Raw genomic sequence first — 26928 nt, 5'->3', positions numbered from 1 at the left:
TTATTCAATAGAAATTATAAGAATTTAATCATAAAAAATAGCCTACCCAGTGAAATGGTAGGCTACTTTTCCCTTTTACATTATATAAGCATAAGGATACGCTGTTACAACCTCAACACTACTCTCTAAATTGCTAACACGCTTAATTAAAGCTGTTACCGATATCTGTGATTCATCACTTTGTCTTACAAAGAAATTGTAAGCTTGTAAGTCACTTTTATCGGACTGTCTAACAGCTACTGTTCCAAGTTTATCATATACAGCTGATCGTCTTACTGCAATTGTACTGCTTAAATCTTCCTTATCACTCTGCCTTATAATAACCGTGGAATTTACACTGTAATGTTCAAATGCTTTAACTAAACCAACAAGATTACTATTCGAAGACTGTCTTACGGTGATTTCACTATTAAGTAAACCACCATCTGTTTGAGAATCACCCCATACTCGTACAGTAGCGTTCCCGAACAAATTAAAATGATCATAGCAAGCTATTTCACAAGCTAAATCTGCTAAGGCAATTTGTCTTGCAGCAATCTTGGAAGGTAAATCACTAACTTGTTTAGCTTGAATAAATCCATTTAATCCGATTTCAGCACTTCGTCTAATACTAATACTTGATTCTTGATTCTGGTTATCGCATATTCGAATAGCTATTGTTCCATCTAGTTGTCCGCCATCAAGCCAAGAGTCACCCCATACCCTTACTACAATAGAGTTTTCTAGTATCACTGCACCAGTTTGTCTTATTCTAATAGAAGAGGCTAAATCTCTATACCGTGGCTTACTAGCAGTAATGCTAGAGAACAAGTTAACCCAAGGCCTTACATACCCCTTAATCGGAAGCCTATCTTCAGTATTTTGTTTAACTCTTACATAACCTCTAAAATCTATATGACCTATAGCTCTTACAGTTAGTTCTGAATAGAAGTTTCCTGAATTTATTTCAAATATACTGTCTAAATCTGAGCTTCTTCTTACTCGCGCATTTAACATGGAAACCAGATTTTTTTGCGCATTAATAGGAATCGTAATAAACGATTGTAAATTACCTGAGTTTACTGTTACAATACCTGGAACATCATACATCATGCGTAGATTTATCGAAGAAGGAATTTCCTCCCACCCACCTAGCGGAATATGAATAGTCGCAGGAAGATTGTTCTCATTATTTTGTCTTGCAATTACATGGCCATTTAATAAAGATTTCTCCCAAACATTAATGTACGTTTTTAAATTAGGATTTCCTATGTTACCATAACCTTTTAAATCCACCCTATACTTAACGTACATTTCAGAATGTTGATCCGTATATTCTTCAACCCTAATTCCAATTGTACTATCTAATTCAACTCGCTCTTTAACATCTAAACTACCAGACAACTCAAAACTACGTGTGATTTCAAATTCCATGAGTAGATTATTTTGCAAGTCAGTATCATTAGACCATACTCTTATATCAAAATTAGAAATGAGATCATCCCTATAAAGAACATAAACACTAGAGACTTTATTATTTTCAGTAATACTCATAGTAGAGGTTATTTGCCCACCATTAACTATAGGGTTCCCCCATACACGAGCGGTAATATTAGTGCTCAAATCATTTCTATAAAGAACATAAATACTCGAACGTTTTTCTATTTCATTGGCACGAATATAACCATCAAGGTCAGATGCACCTATTGTTTTAATAGCTATTTTTGCAAGAATTTCACTAAAATCTTTTTGTCTAGATACAATACTACCTATAATTTGTGGATGGTTAATCCAAATTCGGGATTCTAACTCCCTAGGTTGATGAACATGTAAACTAGATGCTAGATTACCAAATCCTTTATTATCTCTAACAAGAATGTTACCAATTAAATCTTTTACCTTATTCTGAATAATTGTGATTTCTGCTGAAACATACGCATGATCATCAGAATATATCTGCATGTCATAGTATGTAACTTCTAACTCTGGTCTTCGCTCGATTGCTTCTTTTGTATAAAATCCTCTAGATAAATTTTCCGACTCTTCTACTGCCCGCACTAAGAAACCAAGGTTAGGTTTTTCATATATATGCCACTGCTTAACTAACTGCGTTACATCAAACTCTACGTATCCAGCTGCTCCACCTATTACTCTAGTTACAGAAAATCCATCTATTGCAGCTTGAGGTTGGTTAGCCCACGTTACACCTGTTTCATTCCATTGACTATTACTTTCAGTGACCTGGACAGACTGAGAACCTTGTCCTCTCCCATCATAATACAGTCGTAAAATAGCTTTACCTATTTCAGTATTTGCTGTAGGTATTGTTGAAATATCAAATCCAACAAGGGAACGATATTTCTCAGGAAACGGTGATCCAGTCCTACCTATATACATCTGTGTTTCTGAACCATAGTTTAATTTCGGGAAAAATTCACGAACAAATGCATCCTTATTCGGATACAATTTCATATTAAACTTTGGCCTTTCCATCATGCCATAACTAGCTCTTAATACGAATGGCTTAGAGACAAACAATTTACATTGTAAATTTTCAGTTACTCTAATCGATAACTCAGATGATAACCACTCAAAATAAATAGGTGCTATCTCATAGGTAGCCACCATCCTGTTTTTCAAATTAATGAACATGTCTCCATATAATTCATTCCACTCTTTAATCCCTAAATCCATAGGTAAATCCGCTATAAAGATTGGAGAAATTTCATAGCTGGCAGACATTATTCCCTTTACAGCTACCGTTAGGGTACCATCGAGCTCTGAAAGACTAGTAATAGTAATTTTTGAAGCCAAATCATCTATGATAATTCCCGACATACCATACTGTGCTCTCATGGATGAACGGGTCGTTACGTTAATAGTAGAGAGAAGCTCCTGTACAGCTCTTACAGTAAGATTTGCAGGGAAATCTCTAATGGTAATACCATCTACTCCATAGGTTGCTCTTATAGATGAATTAGTAGAGATGTGCATACTTGATTCCAAGTTATTCGTACCCATTACAAAAATCTCGGAATAAAGATCACTATAATACGAAGGCTCAGTAAAGTATATAGCCCTTACTAATATATCTACATTTATATTAACTCCAATATTGGAAGGTAAATCTTTAAAATATGTTACAGAAATGGCACCTTTAAAATCATGATATGAAGCTTTGTCCGTTTCATACTTAGCAGACAAATGAATTTCTTTCATATTCACTATAATGTTTGATTTTAAATGTGCAGGATACGTCAATACATTTACTTCAGAGAGTAAACTTGAAATATATTGCTCATCAATCCCATAATGACCTACTAATTTGGCATAAGGGTTAATAGATATATTTGAAATTAGATTATTATGTGTACATACTCTAATTTCTGATTTAAAATCGCTAGATCCATAACCCTCCATATTATATTCAGAACGCATATAACTAATAGGATTGATATTCAATGTACATCTTAAATCTTTTTGGAAATGTGTGACACTAATTGTAGCAACTAAATCTTCTTCTCCAAATTTATCAATCTCATAGTTAGCGGCTATTCTAATACTTGGATTAATTATAATAGAACTTATCATATCTTCAGGTTTCATAATATCTATGAAGCCTTTTAAATTTTGACTATCTACTTTGGCTGTCTCATATTTCGCTGTTGCTCGAGACATTATGCTTACATTTAAGGTAGCTTCTATCTCATCACGCCATAATACTAATCCCTTAGAAGATAGTTCACTTTTATTGTCGGTAATAAGAAAACCTGCATTGTAACTATTCGTTACCTCATCCCAACTAAGTGCCCTTTCATATATTCTAAAAGTTGCTATATTCCCTTCGAAATAACTATTATTTGCTGTTGATGATTTACCTAATACTAATGGGGCTGTTGTATTAACATATTCCCCCAATATAGGTAAACTAAAGCCCTGCGGAGCTGCATTGATCATACCCCATAAGCGTTCCCCATCATATAGCAAAGTTACATGTTGCCAAGCCTTTACGTTAACTTCAGCAAAAACAAAAGACATTTTCTTTGTTTCTGTCGTTATTTGAACCTGAATTTCACGAGTATCTAAGTCAAAGTAAAGTGAAAACCCTCGTTCGCTTCCCGCACCATAAGATGCGATATAACCTGACTTAACTGGTTTGACCCAAGTTTCAAAAGTAAAACCTGAGTCTATTGGCAGTAATTCCAAATGATTAGGGATTACCACGTGATTGTTAAGGCCGTTAAAGTAAAGTGAATAAGGATCCGTAGGTATATTCATACCTGTCCAAGTCTTATCTTGCGAGAAGTTAAAACTTATCAAACTTCCGTTATGCCCTTTTCTTGCTAAATCAAACCAAGAATTAACAGGGATTGTATTTACACCCTGTGAGTAACCTTGGTTAGCTAACGCAGAGTGTAAATGTAAGGTCAGTCCCTTTAACGGATATGCCATTCTAATCACATCCAATCCCATTGTATTGAGATGAAAAGCTCATTAAGCAGGACTTGCTTTTGCCTTCATATCAAATGTGCCACCCTCTGTAACTGTAACTTCGGATAGGAACCTAATATAAAACTGCCTAGCATCTCCAATAGGTATAGTTCCAGGGAAAGGTATTTCGTCTACAGGTACAAAAGGATTGTTTGATAAACTTAATTGGACTGTAATCCCCGGTTTAACTGTAGGTGGATCGACCCAAACCTTCATATCTTTAACAGGAAAATCAGCATTATTCTGCAACCATACTGGATAAGCCTCAGAGGTACTACCCGCTACCAAAGTTCCATATTCTAAATATCGTAAAATATTACCTGCTTCATCAGTATAGTACAGGCCTATTTCATTTCTAAAACCTAAAATCGGAAGTTTTGGTGGGATGTGTTTTATTAATACGGGATCTCCATCTCGATTTTTTTCATCGAATGCCCAAATATTCACGAAATCATAGGCACTGTATGTGGAAGGATGTCGGATTTCTGGTGTATACTTACCGACAAGTGAATTAAAACTGCCTGCGCTAGTTCGATTACTATTATAAAAACTATTGTCAATTGTCCAACCTGTGATAAAATGTGATGGGCTAACTGACTCTCCTCCATAATTGGAATCAATTGTCCAGTTCCTTAAACATGAATATGATGCATACCCCGTGATGACTACCCTGGAAATGGTTACTCCCCATACCCCATCCCCACCTGAGGAATTATAGTAAGCAGCTTTTCTTACATGGACTCCTCCAACTACTCCCGCAGAATTGGAAGCTTTCCTCATATCTGCATGAATTACACAATCCTGTATTTTAATGTCTTGACTAGTTTTATAAGCACTATTTATATAGGAAATATTTCCAATAACTCCTCCAATCAAACCACTGATTTGATCAAAAATACCTGATATAGTACATTTTGATATTAGAGCCTTATTATCCCCAGTAGTACCAACAATCCCCCCAAAATAGCCACTATGTTGCTGCATAGGTGCATCAAAAAGGCAGTTTTCAATGGTCGCATTGTTACCTATAATACCTACCAGCCCCCCTGAGCCTTTTCCGTTACCCGTATTAGCAAAAACTTTATAAGTAAACGAATTGAATACCTTTACACTTACATCAATTAATTTAGAATAATCACCCATTTTACCTACCACAATACCTGAATTATCACCAATTTCCATGTCTACATCAATAATAAAAAGGTTTTTTACAATGGCAGAATTAGCTAATTCACTGAATAATCCAACATTAGAAGTTGAACGTCTATACATGTAAAGGTTACCTATAGCCTTATTATTCCCATCAAAAGTTCCTTGAAAAATATTAGCCCACCAGCCATTATTATTATTACTCATTCCCATTCCAATTGGTAACCAACCATAACCCGACTTAGGATAGTTTAATACAATATCGTTTTCCATGCGGAAATGTTTATCAGCAAAGTGACGGACTTGTTCTAAATCAAATTGATTATAAATGAGGAACGGATCCTTTGAAATTCCTTTACCTTTTTTAAACTTAATAAATTTTCTATTCTCAGGATATCCTTTATTTACTTTATAATCGCCAATATGCCAATAATTCTGATAATCAAACGAGTATGAAGAAGCCTTTTTCATGTCTGCTTCATTAAGTGCAGTGCCCCCACCTTTAGCTACTCCACCTTGTTTTGTAAGATTGTAGTAGCAAGTATATATGCTGCTTCCTGAACCTACAAAACCACCATGACTTGAAGCATTTTTAGCAACTGTTAAATCAGTAACAGAACCTGTTGAGAAACATTGAGATACAGATCCACCATTAACAGTTCCTACAAAACCACCACAGTTATTACCTGAAGACATCACATCAGCATGACTGTAGCTTCTAAAGATACTCCCTGCATTTTGGTAGCCAACTAAACCTCCTGTATGACCAGCAGAGCTCCCCTCATTTTTAACTGTTCCCGAAATTACGGCACAATCTTCAACATCTCCATCAGACTTTCCTACTAAAGCACCTACCATTGATCCATTGGCCACAATATTTACATTAACTAATCGAACACGCTTAATAGTTCCCCCGGTTTGTTCACCAAACAAACCCACATTAGATTGGGTACGATTAATATATAAATCTTTAATATCATATCCCGCACCATCATAGTAACCTTTAAAGCTAGTAATTGGAGCAAAACCAGAACCAGTTTGATAACTAGTCATAATAATATCCTTTGTTTGCGTGTAGTAAGCACCTAAGTTACTTCGGACATTATCTAAATCCTTTTCATCCTCAACTAAATAGGGACTAGATTGTGTTCCCCCTCCACCAGAGAAATGGTCAACATATATATATGTCTTACCTTTTTCTTTTACAAAGTATGGTCTTTCTTGATCCTTTTCTGTCTTTTGTTTAATAAAGACAATTAAAGGATTTCCATCTTTGTCCGGATCAGTAGCAATAAATACTTTGTCGTAATCATCTTGAGGTAAAATAATAACACCACTTGTTTCAGATGCCCCGTCTACCCAAGTAAATTCCCTCGGCAAATCTATACCTGCTTCAGAAATTAAATTAGATAAATCACGAACTCGTTCACGACTTCGTACAGAAATACCTGTTGGATCATCTGTGTCTAAAATTATTTCACTGTCCAGATGAACTTCTTGAAATGTTGAATATATTAGACTTAAATCTTCATCACTTACTACACTTTCAATATCACACCATTCGTTTTCTACTAAGATTTGAACTGGTATATTAAATGTTTTTAAGTGAACTTTCTTATCTATAACTTCTATTGTGTAGTTTCGAATCGTTTCAGTATCTTTTACTACACTCCCATCCATGTTATAAGATGTGCCATAAAGGGTATTTAGAAGTTGTTCTCTTGTTAACTTTACTGAATGATCCAATTCAATTCACCACCTATATTAGGCTCAAGAGGCGCTTTAGTTTCAAAAGCTACTCGTCCATTATTTACTATAATCACTTTTCCATCTAATTTCTGATCAGCTACCATTCGTAAATTAATCATGGCAGGTTGGTTAAGTGGAAGTTTTACAATGGGTTTAAAATGAAAGTTAATACCCTCAACATTAATATTCGTTTTATAACCCAAGCTGTAATGAGTGATACGGTTCGATAGCATTCCGTTTCCCTGAAAACCAGCCACAAGTCCTGATGCTTCTGCATCTTTAAATGTGATAATATCGTTAATGTCATACTTAAAATCACCATTTAAAGGTATAGTTTTTCCATCAAATTCATAAAAGAACTGAATGCGATGACCTGCTATACTGAAAATACCATCACGTTCAAAATAAATTTTATTACCATGACCAATTAATCCGAACCGGAAAAGCTTATTTCTATCAATCTTATAAAAGCTATTCTCTTCTTTTGTATTAAAATCAAATTCTGGGAGATGAGTACCGTCAGGATACTCAGCCACCCAGATAAAATCCTGTGCCACAGGAGAATGTGTATATTTATCATTTTGTAAAATCAATTTGCTTCCCCCTACCTCATTGCATTGAAGTAACTATTTTTTATACGTACTGATATGCAACACGTGTTAAGAATGCTACGTTTCCTGCTGTCGCGTTACCTGGGACATTGGCACGAAGAATAACTTCTGCATAATTTCCTTTTGCATTCGTTTTATTACCATCATTTTTAACACCTAAAATTTCATTTGCATTTGGAGAAAACGTACCATCAGTATTCGTTGAATTTCCTCCCGCCTGAATTGGATGAGTAGAATTACCTCCAATAGGTGTACGACCAGTTTCAGCTGCCGATGCAACAGTCACCTCAACCCATTTATTTGTTACTAACTCACCCGTATTACCACCTGCACTATCTTTTGTCGTAATAGTACAGTTTGTCATAGTAGATAAATCTGTTGTTCCCGCAAAGTTATTCCAAATTAATACTCCAAAATCAGAGGAAGGTGTTCCTGCATCAATGGTCCCAATATTCCAAGACGGTACAGCTCCTGAGTTGTCTTGTTTTCTCCAATTCACTTGTGGTGCTGGCATATAAATGACCTCCTAATTTTTATTTACACTTTAATTATCGCTACATCTCTTTATAAAGTTGTGATGAATTATTTATTATTCTTCGAGAGCTAATTCAACTACCAACTCTACAGTAATATCCTTTACGCCCTTACCTACCTCTTTGATATTGATTCTAAAGTGGTCATCACGATTAACAGCTAGTTGTGACAGTTTAAAAGAATATGGTGTAGAGGACGTACGATTAGATTTGCTCTTCCCATCAATAACAAGTTCATCAGCAAGAATGCTATGCCAAATAGGTGTTGTATCATATGAACTTTGACTGCATCTTTCAATGTCGATACACGTTTTTGATTCTCCCATTGTGCCGCACGTTACATACGCATCAATTAACTCTCCCTCATAAGGGAAACGTAATTCTGTACGAACAATACCTACTTGTACAATAGATGGCACAACAAATACCATCACTTTATCGTCAAGCTTCCGTATACGCCTGTTATTGAGATGTGCTCTATTGTAAGCAATAAAATCCATAAATTTATCCTCCTTATAAATCGAGGTATGCACTGTCATTATAAGAACTTTCCATTGGAAATTAACAAAGGGATAGACTTAGCTATCCCCTCGTACTGTTGTCTTTAATAGTCTTCTAGTTGCAGGATCATATGAAAATTCCCTTGTAACCTGTTGAGATAGACTTCCAAGACCATCTGTATAATATACAGTCTCTGTTTTCAATTCACCCTTGGCCATAGGTGCCTCGTTCTCATAATACGTAAACTCTCGAATAATAGTATGATCTCCCGTGATAATTTCACGAATAATTTGACCTCTTTCATTATATTCATAGTCTATATCTACACTTGAATTTCCACCGTACACCAATTCTAACTGGCGTTGTATTTCATCTAAACGTGCATCTAACGAAATATGAGGTTTATCATTCTCTCTGAATTGCCGAGCATCATATATTTCCTTTTGTAAGTCATAAAATTGCGTTCCACTAATAGTAGCTTGCCCCCTACTACAATATTGGTTTTTATAGACTTCTATGTACACCTCATCACCAATTTGTAGCTGTATAGAACGTTCTTCATTTTTTGAACCTACACCTAAATGGATGTGATAATCATCCAGCTCAATATAATCAACTCCGCTTAGTAAACGCCGGCCATTATAATACACTTTTAATAGCCCTTTATTTGGTTCATAAGTATGACCAACTGGTAAAATAGGATTTGATGTACCATATGTTTTCACGAAATCCTGATCAACAACGTGTAATATTTCATCCCAATCTTTTGTGATAGGACTATATCTATGGAGCTTCATTCTTGTTCCCATTTAGCCACCCCTTATTCGTTTCTTATTTCCAAGAAGAAGTGTGAAGGTCTCATCTGTTGTTTTATTTTTTCAGGATCGGTTGTATCGACCCTAGCAATTCTCACCCAAAAATCCTTTGATTCTCCTTCATGTAACGTTCCGATACGTATTGTTGTATCTTCATATTGATTAGGAGTACCGTTGTTGTCTGTGGCAAGATCACACCATTCCCAGCCAAACTCTTTTTTATAAACAGCAATCTGAATTTCAATATTCTCTGCTACATTTCCCGAAGTATCGTTTAAGACAGTCAATTTTTGTTCAATTATGTCACTTTTCAGTGCACCTAAATGTGTAGCTTTTGTTTCACTTAACTCTTGGCCTTTCCATTTTACTTTTAAATTTGTACCTCTTAAAAACAGATCGCCGCCGTACATTTCAGCATATTCTTTTTGTTCATCTATTAAAACATACTCACCTGTCTCATTCTTATCGTAAACTCTAATTTTCCCCTTAAAAGGAATGGTAGGTAATTCGATGTCTATACCTGAATATCCATCTGGAACTATTTGAGTAGTTACAACATTTCTTTCATAATCAATTAACTCAACTTTATAAAAACTATTTAAATTACCAACACTAATATTTGTACCCTTACATAAGATAACCCTTTCTACAATAAGGGGTGTATACCCATCTCTTGGCGTTCCTTTTAATACAACTCCAGCCATAGCTGGATCGATACAAATTGTTGAGTCAAATAGCTCCCACGCATTTCCTCGCTCTGCAAAAAAGGTCCACAGATTTTGTTTTTTTACTGTTCTCCAAATATTATAGGTATTCTCATGAATGCTATCTTCACTCTCCAAAAACTCAACTTTCTCAAGAGCATTCTTCCAAATAACGAGACCACCTTCATCTCCCAAATATTTTGGTGTATAGTTCGAATGCACTTGTAGTAACAATTCATCTTCATTTTGAGGAAGAGAAAAAAGAGCATTTGTACTTCTATCAGTAGAGTTGTGTTTAAGTACTAATTGTTTATCAGAATCACTGAACGTATAAGAGTCAGTAGGGGATACGATCCAACGTGAATCAAGTGTTTCAAAATTATCGTCAAAAATAAGTCCAGTCTGAACCCTATGAATGCTCAATAGTAACTTCCTCCTATCGCGTCTTCTTGATATTCCAACCATTCCATGCAGGGAATGGTTTACCCATAATGAGCCATACTTTATCCTTTTCTTTTTCATCCCATGTCTTATCTGGTTCAGGTAATCCTATACCTGTATCATCTTCATCAATTACATTCATTTCATGCTGTCTTTCAATATTTAAATCCACTTCATTTTCTATAGAAATTATATTTGAATTCGAATGCATTCCCTCATCAATTTCATCAATAAATCCATAATTCCCTTTATTAATATTTAACAATTCCCCATCTTCTATAGACATTGTATTTGATATTAATTTTTTCGTTGTAGTTTCACTATCTATTATGATATTTGAAGCAGAATTAATGTTTATCTGTTCTTCTTCATCCAGTATCATTATAGTTTCATTACTTGAACTTCCCTCTTCTTCTTGGAAAATCCTTATTTTCTTCTTATTTACCTGTTCTGTTTGCATTTCATCTTCTATTGTCATTTTTCTATTTTTACGTAATATTGTTTTATCAAATTGTTCTTGGATAACATCTAAGAATACATTACATTCTGCTAAGGTACTTTCTTCTACCTCTGTATCTACATGAATTCCCGAAATTGCCATTTCATTATTGTTTATAATTGAATCTGTTTCTTGACTATTACTCGCAAAATCATAGTGATTTATAGTAGTTTCGAAATTACTTTCTGAACCTGCAAACTCTATTTCTTCTAATGTTGTTTCTCTATCATTACCACTATTTACGAATTCAATTGTTGCAATATCCACTTCATTTGATGCATGGTGATCTGCTAAATTCGCATCTATAACTACAGTGTCTATAGTTGCACCCATTTCACCTTTAATAGTAGGATTAATAATTGACTCATAAGTATCTCCCAAACTCATAAGAGCCCCATCAGTAACTACAACTCCAATTTCATTTGTTTGATTACCTGAAACTGTATTTTCAATGGTAGCATCCTTTTCTTTCCCTACATTGGTTAGTACTTGATTGTTCATTTCAATATCAAATATGTTAAACAGATGAGCTAAATGTTTTCTTTCTACTGCAACGTGGACTTCACTTCCACTTAATGCGTTTTCTACATCTTGTATCATTGTTTCATATTCTTTATGAATAATTAATGGTTCTACCTCTTCTATTAACGTTTCATAAGTCTCTCCTACTATACCTTCTGATACATAATCCAATAGAATACCATTGTCTTTTTCAGCCATATTTGACATTGTATTTTCCTTATAGACAACACTATCAATTATCCCATCAGATTTTGCTGTACTTAGATTAATGAAGTAATTTTCCTCTTCACGAAGATTTTGAAATGCTCTATCGTCACTTTGCATATACACTTCTAGCGTATCTTCCAGATTCATATCTAGTAATTTATTGACGTGTAATTCTTCTTCGCGTTCAATTTGGTCTGCTATCTCACCATTTTGCACATACGTTTCTAGTGTTTTTTCAAGATTCATGCTTAGCATTTTATCGACATGCACTTCTTCTTCACGTTGTAATTGGTCTAATCTATCCATACTTTGCACATGCATTTCTAACGTTTCTTCCAGATTCATGCCTAACAATTTCTCTACCGTTGTTTCTTCTTCGCGTTCGATTTGTTCTGCTATTTCACCACTTTGCGCATACGTTTCTAGTGTTTTCTCCAAATTCATACTTAGTGGTTTATCGACATGTAGTTCTTCTTCACGTTGTAATTGATCCAATCTATCCATACTTTGCACATGCATTTCTAGCGTTTCTTCCAGATTTATGCCTAACAGTTTTTCTACAGCTGTTTCTTCTTCGTATTCAATTTGTTCTGCTATCTCACCACTTTGCGCATACGTTTCTAACGTTTTTTCAAAATTAGTGCTTAGTAGCTTCTCGACATGTAGTTCTTCTTCGTTCATTCGTTTTGCTTTATTACTATTTTGTACATACGTCTCTAGCGTTTCTTTTCTATTTTCATTTTGTTCTGCCATATTACCGCTTTGCACATACGTTTCTAATATCTTTTCATGTTTCGAACTAACTAACTTCTCAATATATACTTGTTCTTTATAATCAGTTTGATTCGCTCTATTACTATCTAATAAATACAAGTCTCTTGTATTATCTAGAACAGCATCAATTAGATATATTTCATTGAGCTCTTCTTCTCGTTCTGCAAGCGCTGCTGAATTGTTATTTTGAATATAGGTTTCAACTATATTTTCTAATTCCAATCCAACTAGATTATCAACATGAGCTTTTTCTTCTCTCTGTATTTCATCCGCTATCATGTTATTTGATACATCAGTATTCAATATCTTTTCACTTTTAGCGTCTAAAAAATTCACTAAATTTATTTCTTCTTCTTGTTTCAGTTGATTTACTACATTACTATCTTGAATATACGATGCAAATATCTTTTCAAGTTTTGAATTGATTAGTGTGTCTTGCTGAATTTCCATGTTCTTTTCAGGTTTATTTACTACACTTTGTTCTTCTACATAAAGTTCTAAATTCTTCTCTATCTCTCCAAAATCTCCATAGTCATTCGAAATATAAACTACGATTTCTCTTTGATCACTTAAGGTAGTTGTTGAAACTACTGTGTCAAATTCTTTATCTAGATGGTACTTTATTTCATTTTCTATAGTTACCTCATAATCGGCTACACTATTTTTAACAGGAAGACTTTGTTCAATTTTCGCTTCATTTATTTTTTTCTTTTCACTCTTTTTTACTACATGTGTAACCACTACATCTTCACATTGTTCCAACACACTTGAAGAAAAACCATCTATTTTAGCGTCCTTTAATAAAGAGTGAATTTGCATTGTATTTAACTCGTTAAGTTCAACATCTATCATATCCTCATTGCTAAAGGCCTGTTCTATAGCTATTAATTCCCCTTTAAAAGCATAACGATTAGCGCCATTCTCTAAATTATTCAAACGGCCATTTTGAATCTGGAATGTTTCACCGGAATTTAAAACAACCTTTTCACCAACTTGGTAATTTCTATCTCCACTAAGTAGGTTTAACTTTTCTGCTTCACGAATAAATTCTGTGCTATCCAATAAAGTAGTAACACTCGCTTGATAATGACTACTAAAGTTACTATTTAATACTGAATCTTCAAATCCAAACTTAAATGATTTACTTTGTGTTTTTTCCATATTCAGTGACTCAGAACCAGAATGGTAAACCTGACCTAATTCAAATCCTGATAAATTATTTTGAACATTTTTATACTTATCTGCAATGATAAATTTATCACTATTCTTCGTATACTGATAAGATTTACTATCTTCCATTCTATGAATTAGCTGTTTTACAGACTTGAAAGAGGTACTACCAATGTACTGACTAAAATCATTCAAAGTATAATTCACATTTGCCCTTGGTACTGTCATTGAATCTACTCTTACGTCTGAAATATTCTTACCTGCACCTAAACCCTGAATAATTACATCATGTACGTTTCGTGTTTCATCTAATGAAGCTTTCTGATTCATTAATCTATAGACTTCACTCGCTTCACTTAATGCAGCTATATGAGACACACCCTCGTAAATTTTAGGTTCAATATACGCCTCATATACATCAAATGGGACTAATCCATATAAATGATAATTCCCTCTACTATCCTGAGAAACGTTTCCTTCTAATGCAATTAAAGATCCTGTTTCAGTATTTGCAACCTTACTTGATAACAGCTTATTTCCATTACTCATTTCATGCTTTTGTAGAAAACCTAAAATTCCTTTATAGGATTCACCTATATCTCCTAAATTCAGAACGCCTTGAATTGGTGTATCTTTTCCTTTTAATATTCCTTCATCAGGATAACTAGTAAAAATAACTTTAAAGTTCTTAATCTTATTGGGTTCTTTCCCAAATTCACTTAATTTGTTCCCCTTATCCAATTGGCTATAGAGAGCATCCCAAACCACTTTTAAAAAATTAGCTTTTGCTATTTCTACAACTTTCTCGCCATATTGTAAGGTTAGCAATCTTTCTTCCGTATTAATTTGCCCACTTTTAAATAATACATCTGCTAATTCTTTTACTTGATTATGACCAAAACTCGGTAATAACTCGAGTAGTTCTAAACTAATATTTTCTCCAATTAACTCTTTCAAAAAGCCGAAATCATAAGAATTCCTTTCACTATAAACCCTCTTATTACTACTTTTATATTCAAATGGAGTTTCTGTATGAATCATCGACTTTTTACTAGATTTCAAGTCATATTTGTTTAGTTTCTTAACTAGATTTGTATTAATTTGACTAATAACTTCTCCAAAATAAGCGTAAAAATCCTTATTCTCTGTTATTTCTATTAAATCCCCTTGTCGTGCACTTTTATCCCCTCTAGTTAATGCTTCTCCTACCTCCGCTATATAAATAAGACTACCTTTTTCTAAATTTAAATTGGAGCCTTCAAATATAGTTTTGTAATCAGCTAATACAGAGTGCATCGCACCAGCCGCTCGTTTCACTTTTGTACCCATTTTCATATCATCTAAAGCTAACGCACTATACCTATTCCAAGGATCAAAAGCCAATGGGACAACATCTAGATTAGGTACATTTTGATGACGATTGAACCTGAATACATATCCCTTTTTATTATAAAAAAGGGTAGTGAAACTGAGTAAATAATGCTTACTGTTACTCATTTTCCACCACCCACCTTTCGACAAAGTAAGACTTGCACCGTAGTATTCGGTACAAGTCATGACTTAGTTGCGGTTATTATAAATTTTCTTTTAAGAAACCAAGTCCAATAGGAGCATATGGAGTCATGTTCGCTAAACGGAAAGGTGTTCTAGGTGTATCTGCTAAAGTGTAACGATATGTTTGGGCGTAATTATAAGAAACAATCACTTCTACGCGATTTTTTGGAGCATCACCCAAAATTAATCGTTTGGTAGAACCATCTACTGTAAATTTCCCAGCAGCTGGAGGTGTATCTGCTTTATATTCAACATAATTCGCTTTAGTTAACGTATTACATCCAGTTGAACTTACTAAGCGAACTTCAAATTCATCATCGATTGTAGGTCTATGGAATAAATGAAACTCTTTGATTGCTCCATCTCCTGTACCTACTTGCTCGTTTTCAGATCGTTCTTTTACTTCTAGTTCATCTAATTGTGAGATATTTTTTGGATGAATTGCATAAACTTCATCTAGTCTACCCACATAACCATCAGAAGGATGAACAATATACATTGGCGAAATGTGATATTTATTAGAATATACAGACGGATTAAAACGAGACTCATGGCTTGGATCTACGTCAGCATCATGAGTAATAAATGCTAAGTAATGTTTTTGATACATTGCCCCGCCAACAGTTCGCTGTACAAGTACAGAACTATTACCATTAGATGTATTTACACCATAGTCAACTACACTACGTCCTAATTTCATGCCCGCTTTATATTGAATCTCATCATCAGAACGAGCTCCACCAATAATTACATTATTCATTCGAGGAGTCTTACCAATTGTCGATAGGCGTCCAATATATAATGGTGCAAAGAACGTACTTTCAGGATCCGGCGCAGGATCTAAACGGAAGTAAGAAACGATACGGTCCTTTGTAATATTTCCCCAATAATAAACTTGAGAATCTCGTCCCCATCCTAAACCGATATCATTTTGCGGAATAAACGATACGGCTGTTGGTAATGAAGGATAAACAAAGCGAACTGCATCATAAGCGGCCCCCATAAGTTCTGTTGGAACTTGCGGATTAAACTTATTTACTTCAATATCTCCATAACTACCGTTTGCATCTTTTACATATTCTAATTCATAGTCAGCGAATAATGCTAACGGCTCAGTTCCTCCTGAAAACGTTACTGTACCGGCCTCATGGTCCACAGTATAATCAGCGGAATCAAGGGGTACTGTTCCAGTTAATTTATCATAGAACTTATATGAATTCTCGCGGATACGTTGGTTCCCTTTCTTCATTTTAAAGCTAAATACTCCACCTTTTTTGTCTTCTAGCTCAGCCAAGTCAGGGCGTTCAGAACGTAAAATAAATCGAGTAGGGATAAATCCTTCAAACGTAAAGAACCATAAGCGTTTTACTAGATCTGGAGCATTATCTGTAAGCGAGTATGTAGAAAGAACCTTACCTACTTGACTATCATTGAATGTTACAGTCCCTTTCTCTCCATCTATTAAATACTTTGTTGTAGCTTGGTCAATCATTGAACCATCTTCACGATATAAAATTACACTAGAAGGAATAACTGGTTTAACCATAAATTCAAATACTGTCTTTGTTTTTTTGGCCCCACTAGGAGTTACATCCTTCATTTCACCTAAAAATGTATCTTTTGAAATTACAGGTTCCTCTCCAAGCTTTCTCACATTTCCACCATAACCTGTGGTGAATCCAAAGTAGCGATGTTGTTTATCGCTACCTTTCGATTCAAATAGAAAAGTTTCAGCAAAAGTTTTTCGGTATGGATCCTTCTTTCCATTTGCATCTGTTAAAGGCGATACCGCACGGTATTTCCCTAAAGTACTCCATCCTCCCGCATTAAACAACTTCTCTAAATCTAAAGGTAGAAGTTGCACGGACAAATCTACATCGAAAAATCCATCTGTATTAATTAATGACATATTGGTCACCCCTTCTATATTTATTAAGAAACCTCTATAGGTGTTGCAGTAATACCTACAGATTCGTTACCGGCTGAATCCACCGTAGTAATTTTGATCTCAGGTTTAAATCCTGTGTTTAATCCCATTAATCTGTAATAAGTTGTTCCAGTAATTCCAGTAGCATAGATCTTACCATCTAAGTAGATATTGACATGCTTTAAATCCTTATCTGTAGGAAGTTCAAATTCTACATCAATAGTCTGTGATATTGGACTTAATACTTTAGTAATCTTCACTTCTCCTGGAGGAGTTTTATCATTCTTAATGTCGTGAGGAACTTCATTTGGATTAAAGTCCTCAGAATAAATCCCCAAACCTACAGGACGGAAAGGTGTAACAGGTAGCTTCGTTAGAGGAGATACCGCACCTATACTATGTGGTTTATACATTTCATAAACTTTTTCCGGACAGTTTTGTTTTGCAACACGTAAGTTCGTTGCACTCATTCCTTGTGAGTTAAAACCAATTGCTTTATCTAAATACCCCCTCACACCCTCTTCAGGATGAACTACATAAATTCGAGAGGAGTGTACTTTATCTGAGTATCGGGAAGTATTAAATTGATATTTATAATTGTTAGTTTTTTCAACAGGATTATATGCTCTCGGATATTTCTTACCAATTTCATCTACTCTATTTGGTGGTAGCTGGTTCGAAGGTGCGTTCCATGAGAGATAGTGAGCCTGATAACGTGCACCAAATCTTGAACGGGAAACCATTACAGAATCTACACCATTTGAAGAATGATGTGGATACAATTTAAGTAAAGGATAAATTGTTTCGCCAACAGTTGCGCCAGGATCATCAAAATCAAATAAAGATACTACATCTTCATTCTTCACTCGTTTGCTAGCGTTGTTAGTCGATAGACGAGCAATTGTCGCACCTGTGTCCCAATAAGGTGCACGCATGAATGTTCCTAGTTGCGCACGTTCAACAGTTAAATAGTTACCTTTTTTCTCAATTAGTTTAACTACCTCTGTACCATTAATCGTTAACAACGCTGGTGCCTCAGGTAATTTCGTTGCATCATTGACATAAAGGATTGTATCTCCAGGCATAATTTTCCGCCAAGAAAATGTAGTTTCTTTTCTAGTTGAATCCACACGTTTTACAGGTGGAATAGTTCCTGAAAATAATGCATAGCCTTCATCTTTATCTCCATCTAAAGAATTTACTTTACCGAAATATAGCGGTATAGTCGGAACCAAATTCTTCTCCCAAACAGGGGCTGTATCAGCTTGAAGAACTAGGAAAAATGTTGTGCTATCAATATGACCTTTGACACGAACTTCTGAATCTGTCCACCAGTTCGTATGCCATAAAGGATCGTTTATATGCTCTAAAAATTCAGCGCGCAATGTAGTCTTAACAATTGGTGACTGCATTACACGAGAATCAGCTTTTTCAATTACCGCTTCTTGCATATCAGTATCCCAACGTGTTTCTAACACTTCAATATCTAGTGCTGAACGTATTACATGGAAAGGAGAAGCTGATAATAATTTTTCTTCATAAATTAAGTCTTCTGGATCGTAGTCTCTATCTTCTACATGGTAGTTTCCTTCAAAATACTCATACCACCACTTAGACCAGTCATCTCTATCCCTATCTCTGTCTTGCTCAAAGGATGTACCACCCATACCTGGCATAGTAACGATAGAAACAATACCATCTTCTTTAACAAGATTAGAGTTTGGTAACTTCTCTAACATATAGAAATACAAGTTTGTTCTTGTTGTATTATCTACATACTTTTGTTTAATCCATTCATCCCAAGTAGGCTTCATTTTAAAGTTAGGATCATTAGGATCGGTATCATCGTAAGGTCTACGAATAGGCTGTTTTTTTTCATACTTGTACTTAAGAGGGAATTGGCTAATTGTCGCAAAACCTAGCAATTTTCCATCTGCATTTCTAAAAATGGTATGTCTTGCAATTGCATAATTGACTTGATCCGTTCGGCGATTGTACGCCCTAGTATCTACCGCAGCTTTATAAAAGTTCCTCACTAACGTCCAACCGTTATCAATTAACATTTGTGCAAATACGTCCTGCAAGTTATCTTCTTCAAACTTAGAGGGATAATCCTGAGGAGTTGAATCAATATATGGCATCTCATCACCCACTTCATCATTTTATTTTAATAATAGGTTAATTAGTTTTATAAATAGCAATTCTTCTATGTCATGTATATTATAGGTAGGTACCTTTCTTTCATAACATGTAAGTTGCATTACTACATTACGTTCACAGATACTTCAATACCTGCAGATTCATTACCTTTCATGTCTACAGAAACTAGTTTAATTTTTACACCATTTCCTTTTGTCACATTTTTAATAGTATATGATTCTACTTCAGTGACACCTGTTGCATACTTCATACCATTTACGAAGATGTTAACCGTTGAGAGCTCCATATCATTCGGATTTGTCCAAGTAAGTAATACAGTTCCTTCTTGTGGATTTGTAGCTTTTAGGTTAGAAACATTAACTAGAGTCTTATTCGCTGCTGGTTTCTTAGAAGTATTTAGTGCTTCTTTGTACAACCCTAATCCCATTGGTCGAAATTGTGTGGATGGTCGCTTCGTTAGTGGTGAAATTGCACTAACTGGGACACACTGATATACATCAAAAACCTTTTCTGGACAACTCTCTTGACGAATTCTTAATTCACTAGATCCCATATTAATTGAATTAAATCCTACAGAGTTCTTTAAATATCCTCTTACTCCTTCTTCTGGATGAATCAGATAAATAAATGAAGTTTGTACTTTATCCGAATAACGTGAAGGATTGAATTGATAATTATTAATTCGTTCCCATGCTCGTGGGTATTGTTTATTACCTACTTCAGATACACGCTTAGGAGGCATATCTTGTGCAGGTGCATTCCAAGACAAGTAATAACTTTGATAACGAGAACCTAATTTAGTACGACTCACCATTACAGAGTCAACACCATTAGATGGATTAGAAGGATATTTTTTCAGGACAGGCATAATTTGACGCCCACCTTTAATCTTAATATCATCAAAGTTATAAGCAGCAACGCCATTTGTATCAGTACCTTTTGGAACAGTTCCTGCGAATAATGCGATAGCAGGATCACCTTCATCTATTGCTTCAATATCGCCAAAGTAAATCGGTACAATAGGTACGACATTATTTTCCCACATTGGTGTATTATCCGTTTGGATAATTAAGAAAAGACTATTACTGTCAATATGTCCTTTAATATTAATTTCCGAATCAACCCACCAATTTGTATGCATATAAGGGTAATCAATATTTTCAAGTAATGGTGAACGTAGAGATGACTCTACAATAGGCGACTGCATCACAACAGGATTCGCTTGTTTTACAAATTCTGAACCAGCACTTGTAGATTTAAAATCAATTTGTGTAACTTCAATATCTAAAGCCATTTGAAGTCGTTTTTCATCTGCACTAGAGCCCGTTCCCCATGGGGTAAATAATTTATCTCCCTCTTTTACATCTGGTAATTTTTCCAACATATAAAAATAAAGAGATGTATTTACTTTTCTTTTTTCAAATTCTTTGGCCATATAGTTAATAAGGGCCTCTTTTTCAGTAGCTGTTGATTTAAAAGCATTGTAATATGGAATCCCTTTATCATGAGCAGTAAACTCCTTCCAATCTGCAACTACAGCAAAACCAAACAAATCACCTCGTGCATTACGTAAAATAATATGATTGGCAACTGTAAATTTTTCATCATGCCTTCCTTCTAAAGGATGATCTGTAACATAATAAGACCCTGTTACAGCTTTTTTAAACTCTACTACTTTGGTCCAGCCGTGTTTAATCAGTAAATCCATAAAACCGTGTTGTAAGTTACCTTCACGAACCTTATAAGGGGAAAGTGCAGGTGTGCTATCAATATACGGCATTTCTACACCTCTCTTTCTATTAATTAAGGACGAGATTTTACCCGCCCTTATTCTGCAACTTAGTTATCGTTATGAGTAGGTAATAAGTTGCAACTAATTACTTAAATTCATTATAAGTAGTCTTTTTATTCTGTTAACAACACTCATGTCTAATTAATAATTTTAGCTTTTAGTTTTACATCCGAAGGTACACTACTTCCACAATAAAGGGTATAACTCCACCTGCTTCCTTTATCTTGACCATCATTCATTACTACTCTTAATTCCCCATCATCAGGTTTATAATAAAAACCAAACGGGCTTCCTTCTTTATCCATTTTACGTGAAGTATCATAAATCAATTCATTATTAACAAATACTCGCATCCTATCTGGTGCAGAGAAGAAATCATATTCCACATAGCAGATGCCCTCTTCACTTACAGCATGAATATATTCCCCATATCCCATGCCACCCTGTGCCGTTTGTCCGCATTTTAGTACATTTTTACCTGGTTTCTCACCTTCGCCTTCTGGCTTTCCACCTTCACCTTCTGGTTTTCCGCCTTCGCCTTCTGGTTTTCCACCTTCACCTTCTGGTTTTCCGCCTTCGCCTTCTGGTTTTCCACCTTCACCTTCTGGTTTTCCGCCTCCGCCTTCTGGCTTTCCACCTTCGCCTTCTGGTTTTCCGCCTCCGCCTTCTGGTTTTTCAGGGGAAATATTTTTTGAGATAAATTCAATATTCACTATTTTTTCGCAAACTCCAAAACCATAATCAACGATAAATTTAATTGAATATACTCCTGGTGAACTACTAGTAAAAGTGTAAATTCCTGTCTGCATGACTTTAGGAGGGGTTTGAACAAGTACACCTATATTAGAAGCTGAACTATTTTGTCCATGATCTAAATGAAGAACAATTGAATCCCCTACATGTGATTTTAAAGAAGGACCAGTAATGTTTAATTCACAAATAAATTCGCCAATAATAGTCCCCTCAGTTATACATTCTTGTCCATCGTTATACGTTACAATAAATGTAATTTTATATACGCCCTTATTAATAATTTTAAACGTTCCATTCCCAAGACTCTTTAAACCATTCTTATCATAGTTCGTATCAATGCGTAGAATACCAGATTTATTTGTGTGTACAAGCGAGAATGTAACAACCTCTCCTACTACCTTATTAAATCGTGATGTAATTAAATTTAAACCACAGCTACTAATTGGGATATCATTAATAATCTGTATTTTTGAAGGCCTTGAAATTGGTTCTAATACAGGAGTCTCTATTCTTTTAAAACAACCCGCATCTTTTAACATACCTATACCTGCCATTCTAAAATGGGTAGAAGGCCTTTTAGTAAAAGCTGAGTCCCCCTCTACAATCGTCACGTAATATTCATCATTATATTCTGATTTTTCGTTATCCTTGCCCGCATCATCAGAATCATGACCATCTTTTTCTGGAGGAATTCTAGGAACCAAATTATCCCATTGAAAAGGAACCCTTAAATGCATTTCTTTTCCTAACCCTGTAATTACTTTTATCCAGACTTCATAAATGCCTTCTTTAGACATATTCATAAAGTCGTACATAGGTGTACCATCACCTAGGTCTTTTTGCGTAAAAGCAATTCCTTTAACTCTCCTTAATTCATGGTTTACTTCATCATCCTCTAAGGCAATTACTGCCCCAGCCTCTCCAATTTTATAGGGTTCCTCTATTAAAAGCTGATCTTTTTCTCTTAAAAATCTGATATATGCTGTTACTTCAACGATATCAGTATCTTTTAGGAAATAAACATCAAGATAAGATACACCATGCTTGTTAATATCTATAGTAAGTGGCCCATGAGAATGATATGTAATTACGTCATCTACGTCTTTAAAAATGTACCTCGATGGTAAATGCCTCCATCTAATTGAATGTATAATTGGTAGTGAATCAGTTCCTTTAAACCCTTTATTTTGCGGTACTGATAAATTAGGAACGGGAGTTAATGCCATATCAAAATCACCTCTACGCTTTTATAATTTCCACGGTAAAGCCTTGTAATTCTAAGTCTCTTTTAAAATATTCCATAAGATATAATTTATTAGATTTATTGATTGTTGGAGGATTTTTTCCGCTCTTTGTAATTAATTTATGTGGAATCCCCTTAATCTCTCCTCTAAACCTTATTCCAGTTTGAACATTCAAAATATTATCCAAAGATTTTACAAGAGATTCATTATTACCGCTTACTCTGACTTTATGTTGAATATCACCTTCATTATCAATAAAGGCAAAATCTTCTCCTCTTTTTATCTTAAGAATCATTATATTTTACCTCCTACAGTTTTGGATCAATACCCATTTCTTTTAATTTATTAACTATAAAATCGTGTTTATCTTTAAAATTTCTAGCTAAAAATTGTCTATTAATGATATACATCATAAAGGCCTCAGCAAAATCTTCGGCCGGGCTAAAACATCCATAATCTGATACCGGAGCAAGTTTTCCATTATCTAACGCTGTACCTGGCGAGCTTTTCGTTAGTTCATTAAATGAACCATCAATATTCTCGATCCACCCACTAATATTTAACCATTCTTGCATTTCATGTAGTTTTTCACCTAATATGTCATATCCATAATTAGATAATGCATGACCCATCTCATGTACAGCTACTTCTGCGGCAACATAAGGTATATAATTATCATCAGTCATATCCGGTAAATAATATGCTTTATATTCTCCATCAACAACATGACTGCCAAAACCCAGGTTAGGTTTTATATAGTCATATGGGCGATGTGCCTTGGCAGCTGAAATATTATAAAGCAGCACCTGAGGTTCAAAGTTAACTAAAGAACGAAAAGAAGATAGAATATTTTCCTTTTTCCCATTACTATGCATGGCTGTAGCAAAACTATCCATTACCCAAGCTCCAACAAGACCTGTATCATCTTCGTTTTCAATAAATACATTATTAAAGTCAATCCAATCATATATAACACTTGGTACTTTCTTAATTAAAGGAAGCATTTTATCTAAAATATCGCCCTTTAAAAACCCCTCTGAACCTGGGAAAAATAAGACAGGTTTATTGAGTTTAGCCGACATAAATACTGAGGCTTTTTGCAATTCATTTAAACAAGGTAAATTTGCCTTTCCCCACTCGTTAAAATCTAGCCATCTATCTTGTAAACTATAACCATCATCTTTAATATCTTTTAAGGTTTTCCATAAAAATTTATGAAAATCTTCAATTTTTATTTTAGAGTTATCCAAATGATACTGACTTTGAGGCTCCTGTAAATAATCTAACCAATCATTTCGCCCCTCCCAGAACGATTTGCTTAATTCCTTTCCAATACCATCTGTGCTGTTAGCCAAATAATCTTGCGTAATAACAGAGGGATTCCAATAAGTATCATCTACTGCTGGTGCCTTTACTGACCCATCGCAATAATAAGAAAATTTATTACCTATATCAGAATTGGAATTAGAATTATTGGTTGAATCTCCTAAATTTACATGAAGATTATTCAGTTTGCTTGTACTCTTAGCAATTCCCCACTCTAATTTAGTAGATTCTTTAGGTACCTCAGGTTGATATTGAGATTCATTACATTCTTCACACCAATAAGGGAACACTAATTTCTCACCTTCAGAAACATTAATAACGGGCAGAAGTACGATATTAGGAATATACCCTAATACACCATCTTCAGGATGCATGACTGTTGCGCGAGATGTATGAATCTTATTACTATACCTAGATGCATGAAAATCGTATTGATAGTAACCATATCTTAAATAATTCCATGCCCTTGGGTACTTACGAGCATATTCTTCCTCTTTCTCGGTTCCTTGTGCATTTTTGACAAGTCTTAATTCTTCACGAGTAGGTGGCATTAGATTAGGTGGCACGTTCCAACGTAAAAAATGTTCTTGATAACGTGCTCCATATTTTGTTTTTTTGATCATAACGGAATCTACTCCGTTTGACGGATGGTTTACATAATTTCTTGTGATAGGTTGTAAAATTTCAGTTTTAGTCTCTATACTATCGAAATCAAAAAATTCTCCTACTTGCCTACCTCCAAGCATAGCGATTGGTGTTTCATTTTTCGAAGATGTATTTTTAGATACTAGATTTCCAAAGAAAAAGGGAATTAAAGTCACCATATTATTTTCCCAGCTAGGAGCTGAATCTACTTTTAATGTAAAAAATGCACTTGTCTCATCAAATACACCTTTTAGCTGAATTAAAGAGTCCCCCCACCAATTCGTATTAGTTCGATAATTCAACTTCCCTATGGAGGCAACTAGATTACCTGTATCTCCTTTTAATTGCATGGTAATAATCGGTGATTGTTTCATACCTTCATAGTATTCATCCTCGCCGTAGTACTCTATATCCATGCTATCCCTAAATATATCCAAACCATGATTTTCACTCATGATAGTAACTGGAGCAAGTTCACCACTAGGTGATACATAATGCGTATATCCAGCATATGTGTCTAGTGTGTATGAATAAACAGTTGTATAGTCTACAGATTTTCTATAAAAATTAGAAATCCATTCTAAGAAACCTTCTTTTTCTCTAGGAATATCTTTAGTGTTAATTTTTACAGCCCCTGTTGACTGTGCGAATGCTAAATACTCATTATCCCACCTACGCATAATCATATGCCGAGTGATGCATAACATACCTTCTCGAGATTCAAAAGGGGGTAGATATCCCTTTTCTCCTTTTACAAATAACCCTTTTTCAAAAGTAATTTTATATAGATCTACTTTTGGAACTTGATTGTTAAAATTCTGCCACCAGTAATTACCTGATTTATCTTTAAATCTTCTAAATACTTTATCAAACATATCATCTAAAAAATTATCGTGTCTTAATGTTTCCTCTACCCAAGGCATTTATATCCACCTCTCTTATTTGTTGGGATTATCCCTTAAACATTGAAAGTTTATCCAAACATATTTCGATTGCCCACCTTTATTATCAAAGCGGAATGTAATTGGGGTACCTGCTTTTACTGTTTTCACAGCCATTAAATAAGCACCTTCTGGTAAATCCTTCGTATAAATTTCATCAAATACGTAGTTATTTTTATGATCATCTCCAATAAACAAACTCCAATTATCAAAGGAATGATATCTAGATGCTCCTACAGCTACGGAGACCAGCTCAATATCAAAATCAGGAATAAATTGAATATCAAAGTGCCCTAAAGTACCTAGTACCTCTAAAATTTTCCCCTTTATATAAGGAACTGTTTTGGTAGGCATAAATGGATAATCTAAACGTCCACCACCCAATCTACCTACTCTATCTATTTCCCCTCCAACTACTACATTTGCTCCAAAACTCATGTA

15 protein-coding genes are annotated in these 26928 nt (G+C 34.7%); all 15 read right to left on the bottom strand.

The features are described 5' to 3' along the window. Nucleotides 1–75: 75 nt before the first annotated feature. Complete coding sequence (locus NST86_RS28375; protein ID WP_340934955.1) at nt 76–4431, bottom strand: DNRLRE domain-containing protein; 4356 nt, start codon at nt 4429–4431, stop codon at nt 76–78. Nucleotides 4432–4473: 42 nt separating this feature from the next. Next, complete coding sequence (locus NST86_RS28370; RefSeq protein WP_087948151.1) at nt 4474–7365, bottom strand: halomucin; 2892 nt, start codon at nt 7363–7365, stop codon at nt 4474–4476. Next, nucleotides 7350–7961, bottom strand: coding sequence for a hypothetical protein (locus NST86_RS28365; protein ID WP_000602965.1), 612 nt, complete (start codon nt 7959–7961; stop codon nt 7350–7352). Before NST86_RS28365 ends, NST86_RS28370 begins: the two co-directional genes overlap by 16 nt. A gap of 40 nt (nt 7962–8001) precedes the next feature. Continuing rightward, nucleotides 8002–8493 (bottom strand): hypothetical protein, encoded by a 492-nt coding sequence (locus tag NST86_RS28360; RefSeq protein WP_001111326.1) that lies wholly within the window; start codon nt 8491–8493, stop codon nt 8002–8004. A gap of 75 nt (nt 8494–8568) precedes the next feature. Further along, the gene (locus tag NST86_RS28355; protein ID WP_098541467.1) at nt 8569–9012 is read right to left on the bottom strand and encodes a hypothetical protein; all 444 of its coding nucleotides are present in this window, start codon (nt 9010–9012) and stop codon (nt 8569–8571) included. A gap of 78 nt (nt 9013–9090) precedes the next feature. After that, complete coding sequence (locus tag NST86_RS28350) at nt 9091–9822, bottom strand: hypothetical protein (RefSeq protein WP_098392533.1); 732 nt, start codon at nt 9820–9822, stop codon at nt 9091–9093. A gap of 11 nt (nt 9823–9833) precedes the next feature. Beyond that, nucleotides 9834–10955, bottom strand: coding sequence for a hypothetical protein (locus NST86_RS28345; RefSeq protein ID WP_061663901.1), 1122 nt, complete (start codon nt 10953–10955; stop codon nt 9834–9836). 13 nt (nt 10956–10968) lie between these two features. Beyond that, nucleotides 10969–15642, bottom strand: coding sequence for a hypothetical protein (locus NST86_RS28340; RefSeq protein ID WP_061663902.1), 4674 nt, complete (start codon nt 15640–15642; stop codon nt 10969–10971). Between the two features lie 76 nt (nt 15643–15718). Then, nucleotides 15719–17608 carry a hypothetical protein gene (locus NST86_RS28335; protein ID WP_061663903.1) on the bottom strand — a complete coding sequence of 630 codons (1890 nt, stop codon included), beginning with the start codon at nt 17606–17608 and terminating at the stop codon, nt 15719–15721. A gap of 23 nt (nt 17609–17631) precedes the next feature. Beyond that, nucleotides 17632–19767, bottom strand: coding sequence for a hypothetical protein (locus NST86_RS28330; protein WP_061663904.1), 2136 nt, complete (start codon nt 19765–19767; stop codon nt 17632–17634). A 122-nt stretch (nt 19768–19889) separates the two neighbouring features. After that, nucleotides 19890–21566, bottom strand: coding sequence for a hypothetical protein (locus NST86_RS28325; protein WP_001146340.1), 1677 nt, complete (start codon nt 21564–21566; stop codon nt 19890–19892). A gap of 149 nt (nt 21567–21715) precedes the next feature. Then, nucleotides 21716–23557: a hypothetical protein gene (locus NST86_RS28320; protein ID WP_061663905.1), complete on the bottom strand. Its 1842-nt coding sequence runs from the start codon at nt 23555–23557 to the stop codon at nt 21716–21718. A gap of 13 nt (nt 23558–23570) precedes the next feature. Beyond that, on the bottom strand, nt 23571–23870 hold the full coding sequence (locus NST86_RS28315) for a hypothetical protein (RefSeq protein ID WP_000601025.1): 300 nt from the start codon (nt 23868–23870) through the stop codon (nt 23571–23573). 13 nt (nt 23871–23883) lie between these two features. Continuing rightward, the gene (locus NST86_RS28310; protein ID WP_061663906.1) at nt 23884–26469 is read right to left on the bottom strand and encodes a hypothetical protein; all 2586 of its coding nucleotides are present in this window, start codon (nt 26467–26469) and stop codon (nt 23884–23886) included. 15 nt (nt 26470–26484) lie between these two features. Further along, the gene (locus tag NST86_RS28305; protein WP_000007798.1) at nt 26485–26925 is read right to left on the bottom strand and encodes a hypothetical protein; all 441 of its coding nucleotides are present in this window, start codon (nt 26923–26925) and stop codon (nt 26485–26487) included. Nucleotides 26926–26928: the final 3 nt, after the last annotated feature.

Source organism: Bacillus sp. FSL L8-0199 (assembly GCF_038005705.1).
Taxonomy (GTDB): Bacteria; Bacillota; Bacilli; order Bacillales; family Bacillaceae_G; genus Bacillus_A; species Bacillus_A cereus.
This window is presented reverse-complemented; position numbering and strand designations above follow the sequence as displayed.

Bases quoted from the DNA above. Each gene is read 5' to 3' on its own strand.
- NST86_RS28335 (WP_061663903.1), bottom strand. From the start codon at position 17,608: ATGTCATTAATTAATACAGATGGATTTTTCGATGTAGATTTGTCCGTG.
- NST86_RS28355 (WP_098541467.1), bottom strand. From the start codon at position 9,012: ATGGATTTTATTGCTTACAATAGAGCACATCTCAATAACAGGCGTATA.
- NST86_RS28350 (WP_098392533.1), bottom strand. From the start codon at position 9,822: ATGGGAACAAGAATGAAGCTCCATAGATATAGTCCTATCACAAAAGAT.
- NST86_RS28330 (WP_061663904.1), bottom strand. From the start codon at position 19,767: ATGCCATATATTGATTCAACTCCTCAGGATTATCCCTCTAAGTTTGAA.
- NST86_RS28310 (WP_061663906.1), bottom strand. From the start codon at position 26,469: ATGCCTTGGGTAGAGGAAACATTAAGACACGATAATTTTTTAGATGAT.
- NST86_RS28340 (WP_061663902.1), bottom strand. From the start codon at position 15,642: ATGAGTAACAGTAAGCATTATTTACTCAGTTTCACTACCCTTTTTTAT.
- NST86_RS28325 (WP_001146340.1), bottom strand. From the start codon at position 21,566: ATGCCGTATATTGATAGCACACCTGCACTTTCCCCTTATAAGGTTCGT.
- NST86_RS28315 (WP_000601025.1), bottom strand. From the start codon at position 23,870: ATGATTCTTAAGATAAAAAGAGGAGAAGATTTTGCCTTTATTGATAAT.
- NST86_RS28375 (WP_340934955.1), bottom strand. From the start codon at position 4,431: ATGGCATATCCGTTAAAGGGACTGACCTTACATTTACACTCTGCGTTA.
- NST86_RS28305 (WP_000007798.1), bottom strand. From the start codon at position 26,925: ATGAGTTTTGGAGCAAATGTAGTAGTTGGAGGGGAAATAGATAGAGTA.
- NST86_RS28320 (WP_061663905.1), bottom strand. From the start codon at position 23,557: ATGGCATTAACTCCCGTTCCTAATTTATCAGTACCGCAAAATAAAGGG.
- NST86_RS28360 (WP_001111326.1), bottom strand. From the start codon at position 8,493: ATGCCAGCACCACAAGTGAATTGGAGAAAACAAGACAACTCAGGAGCT.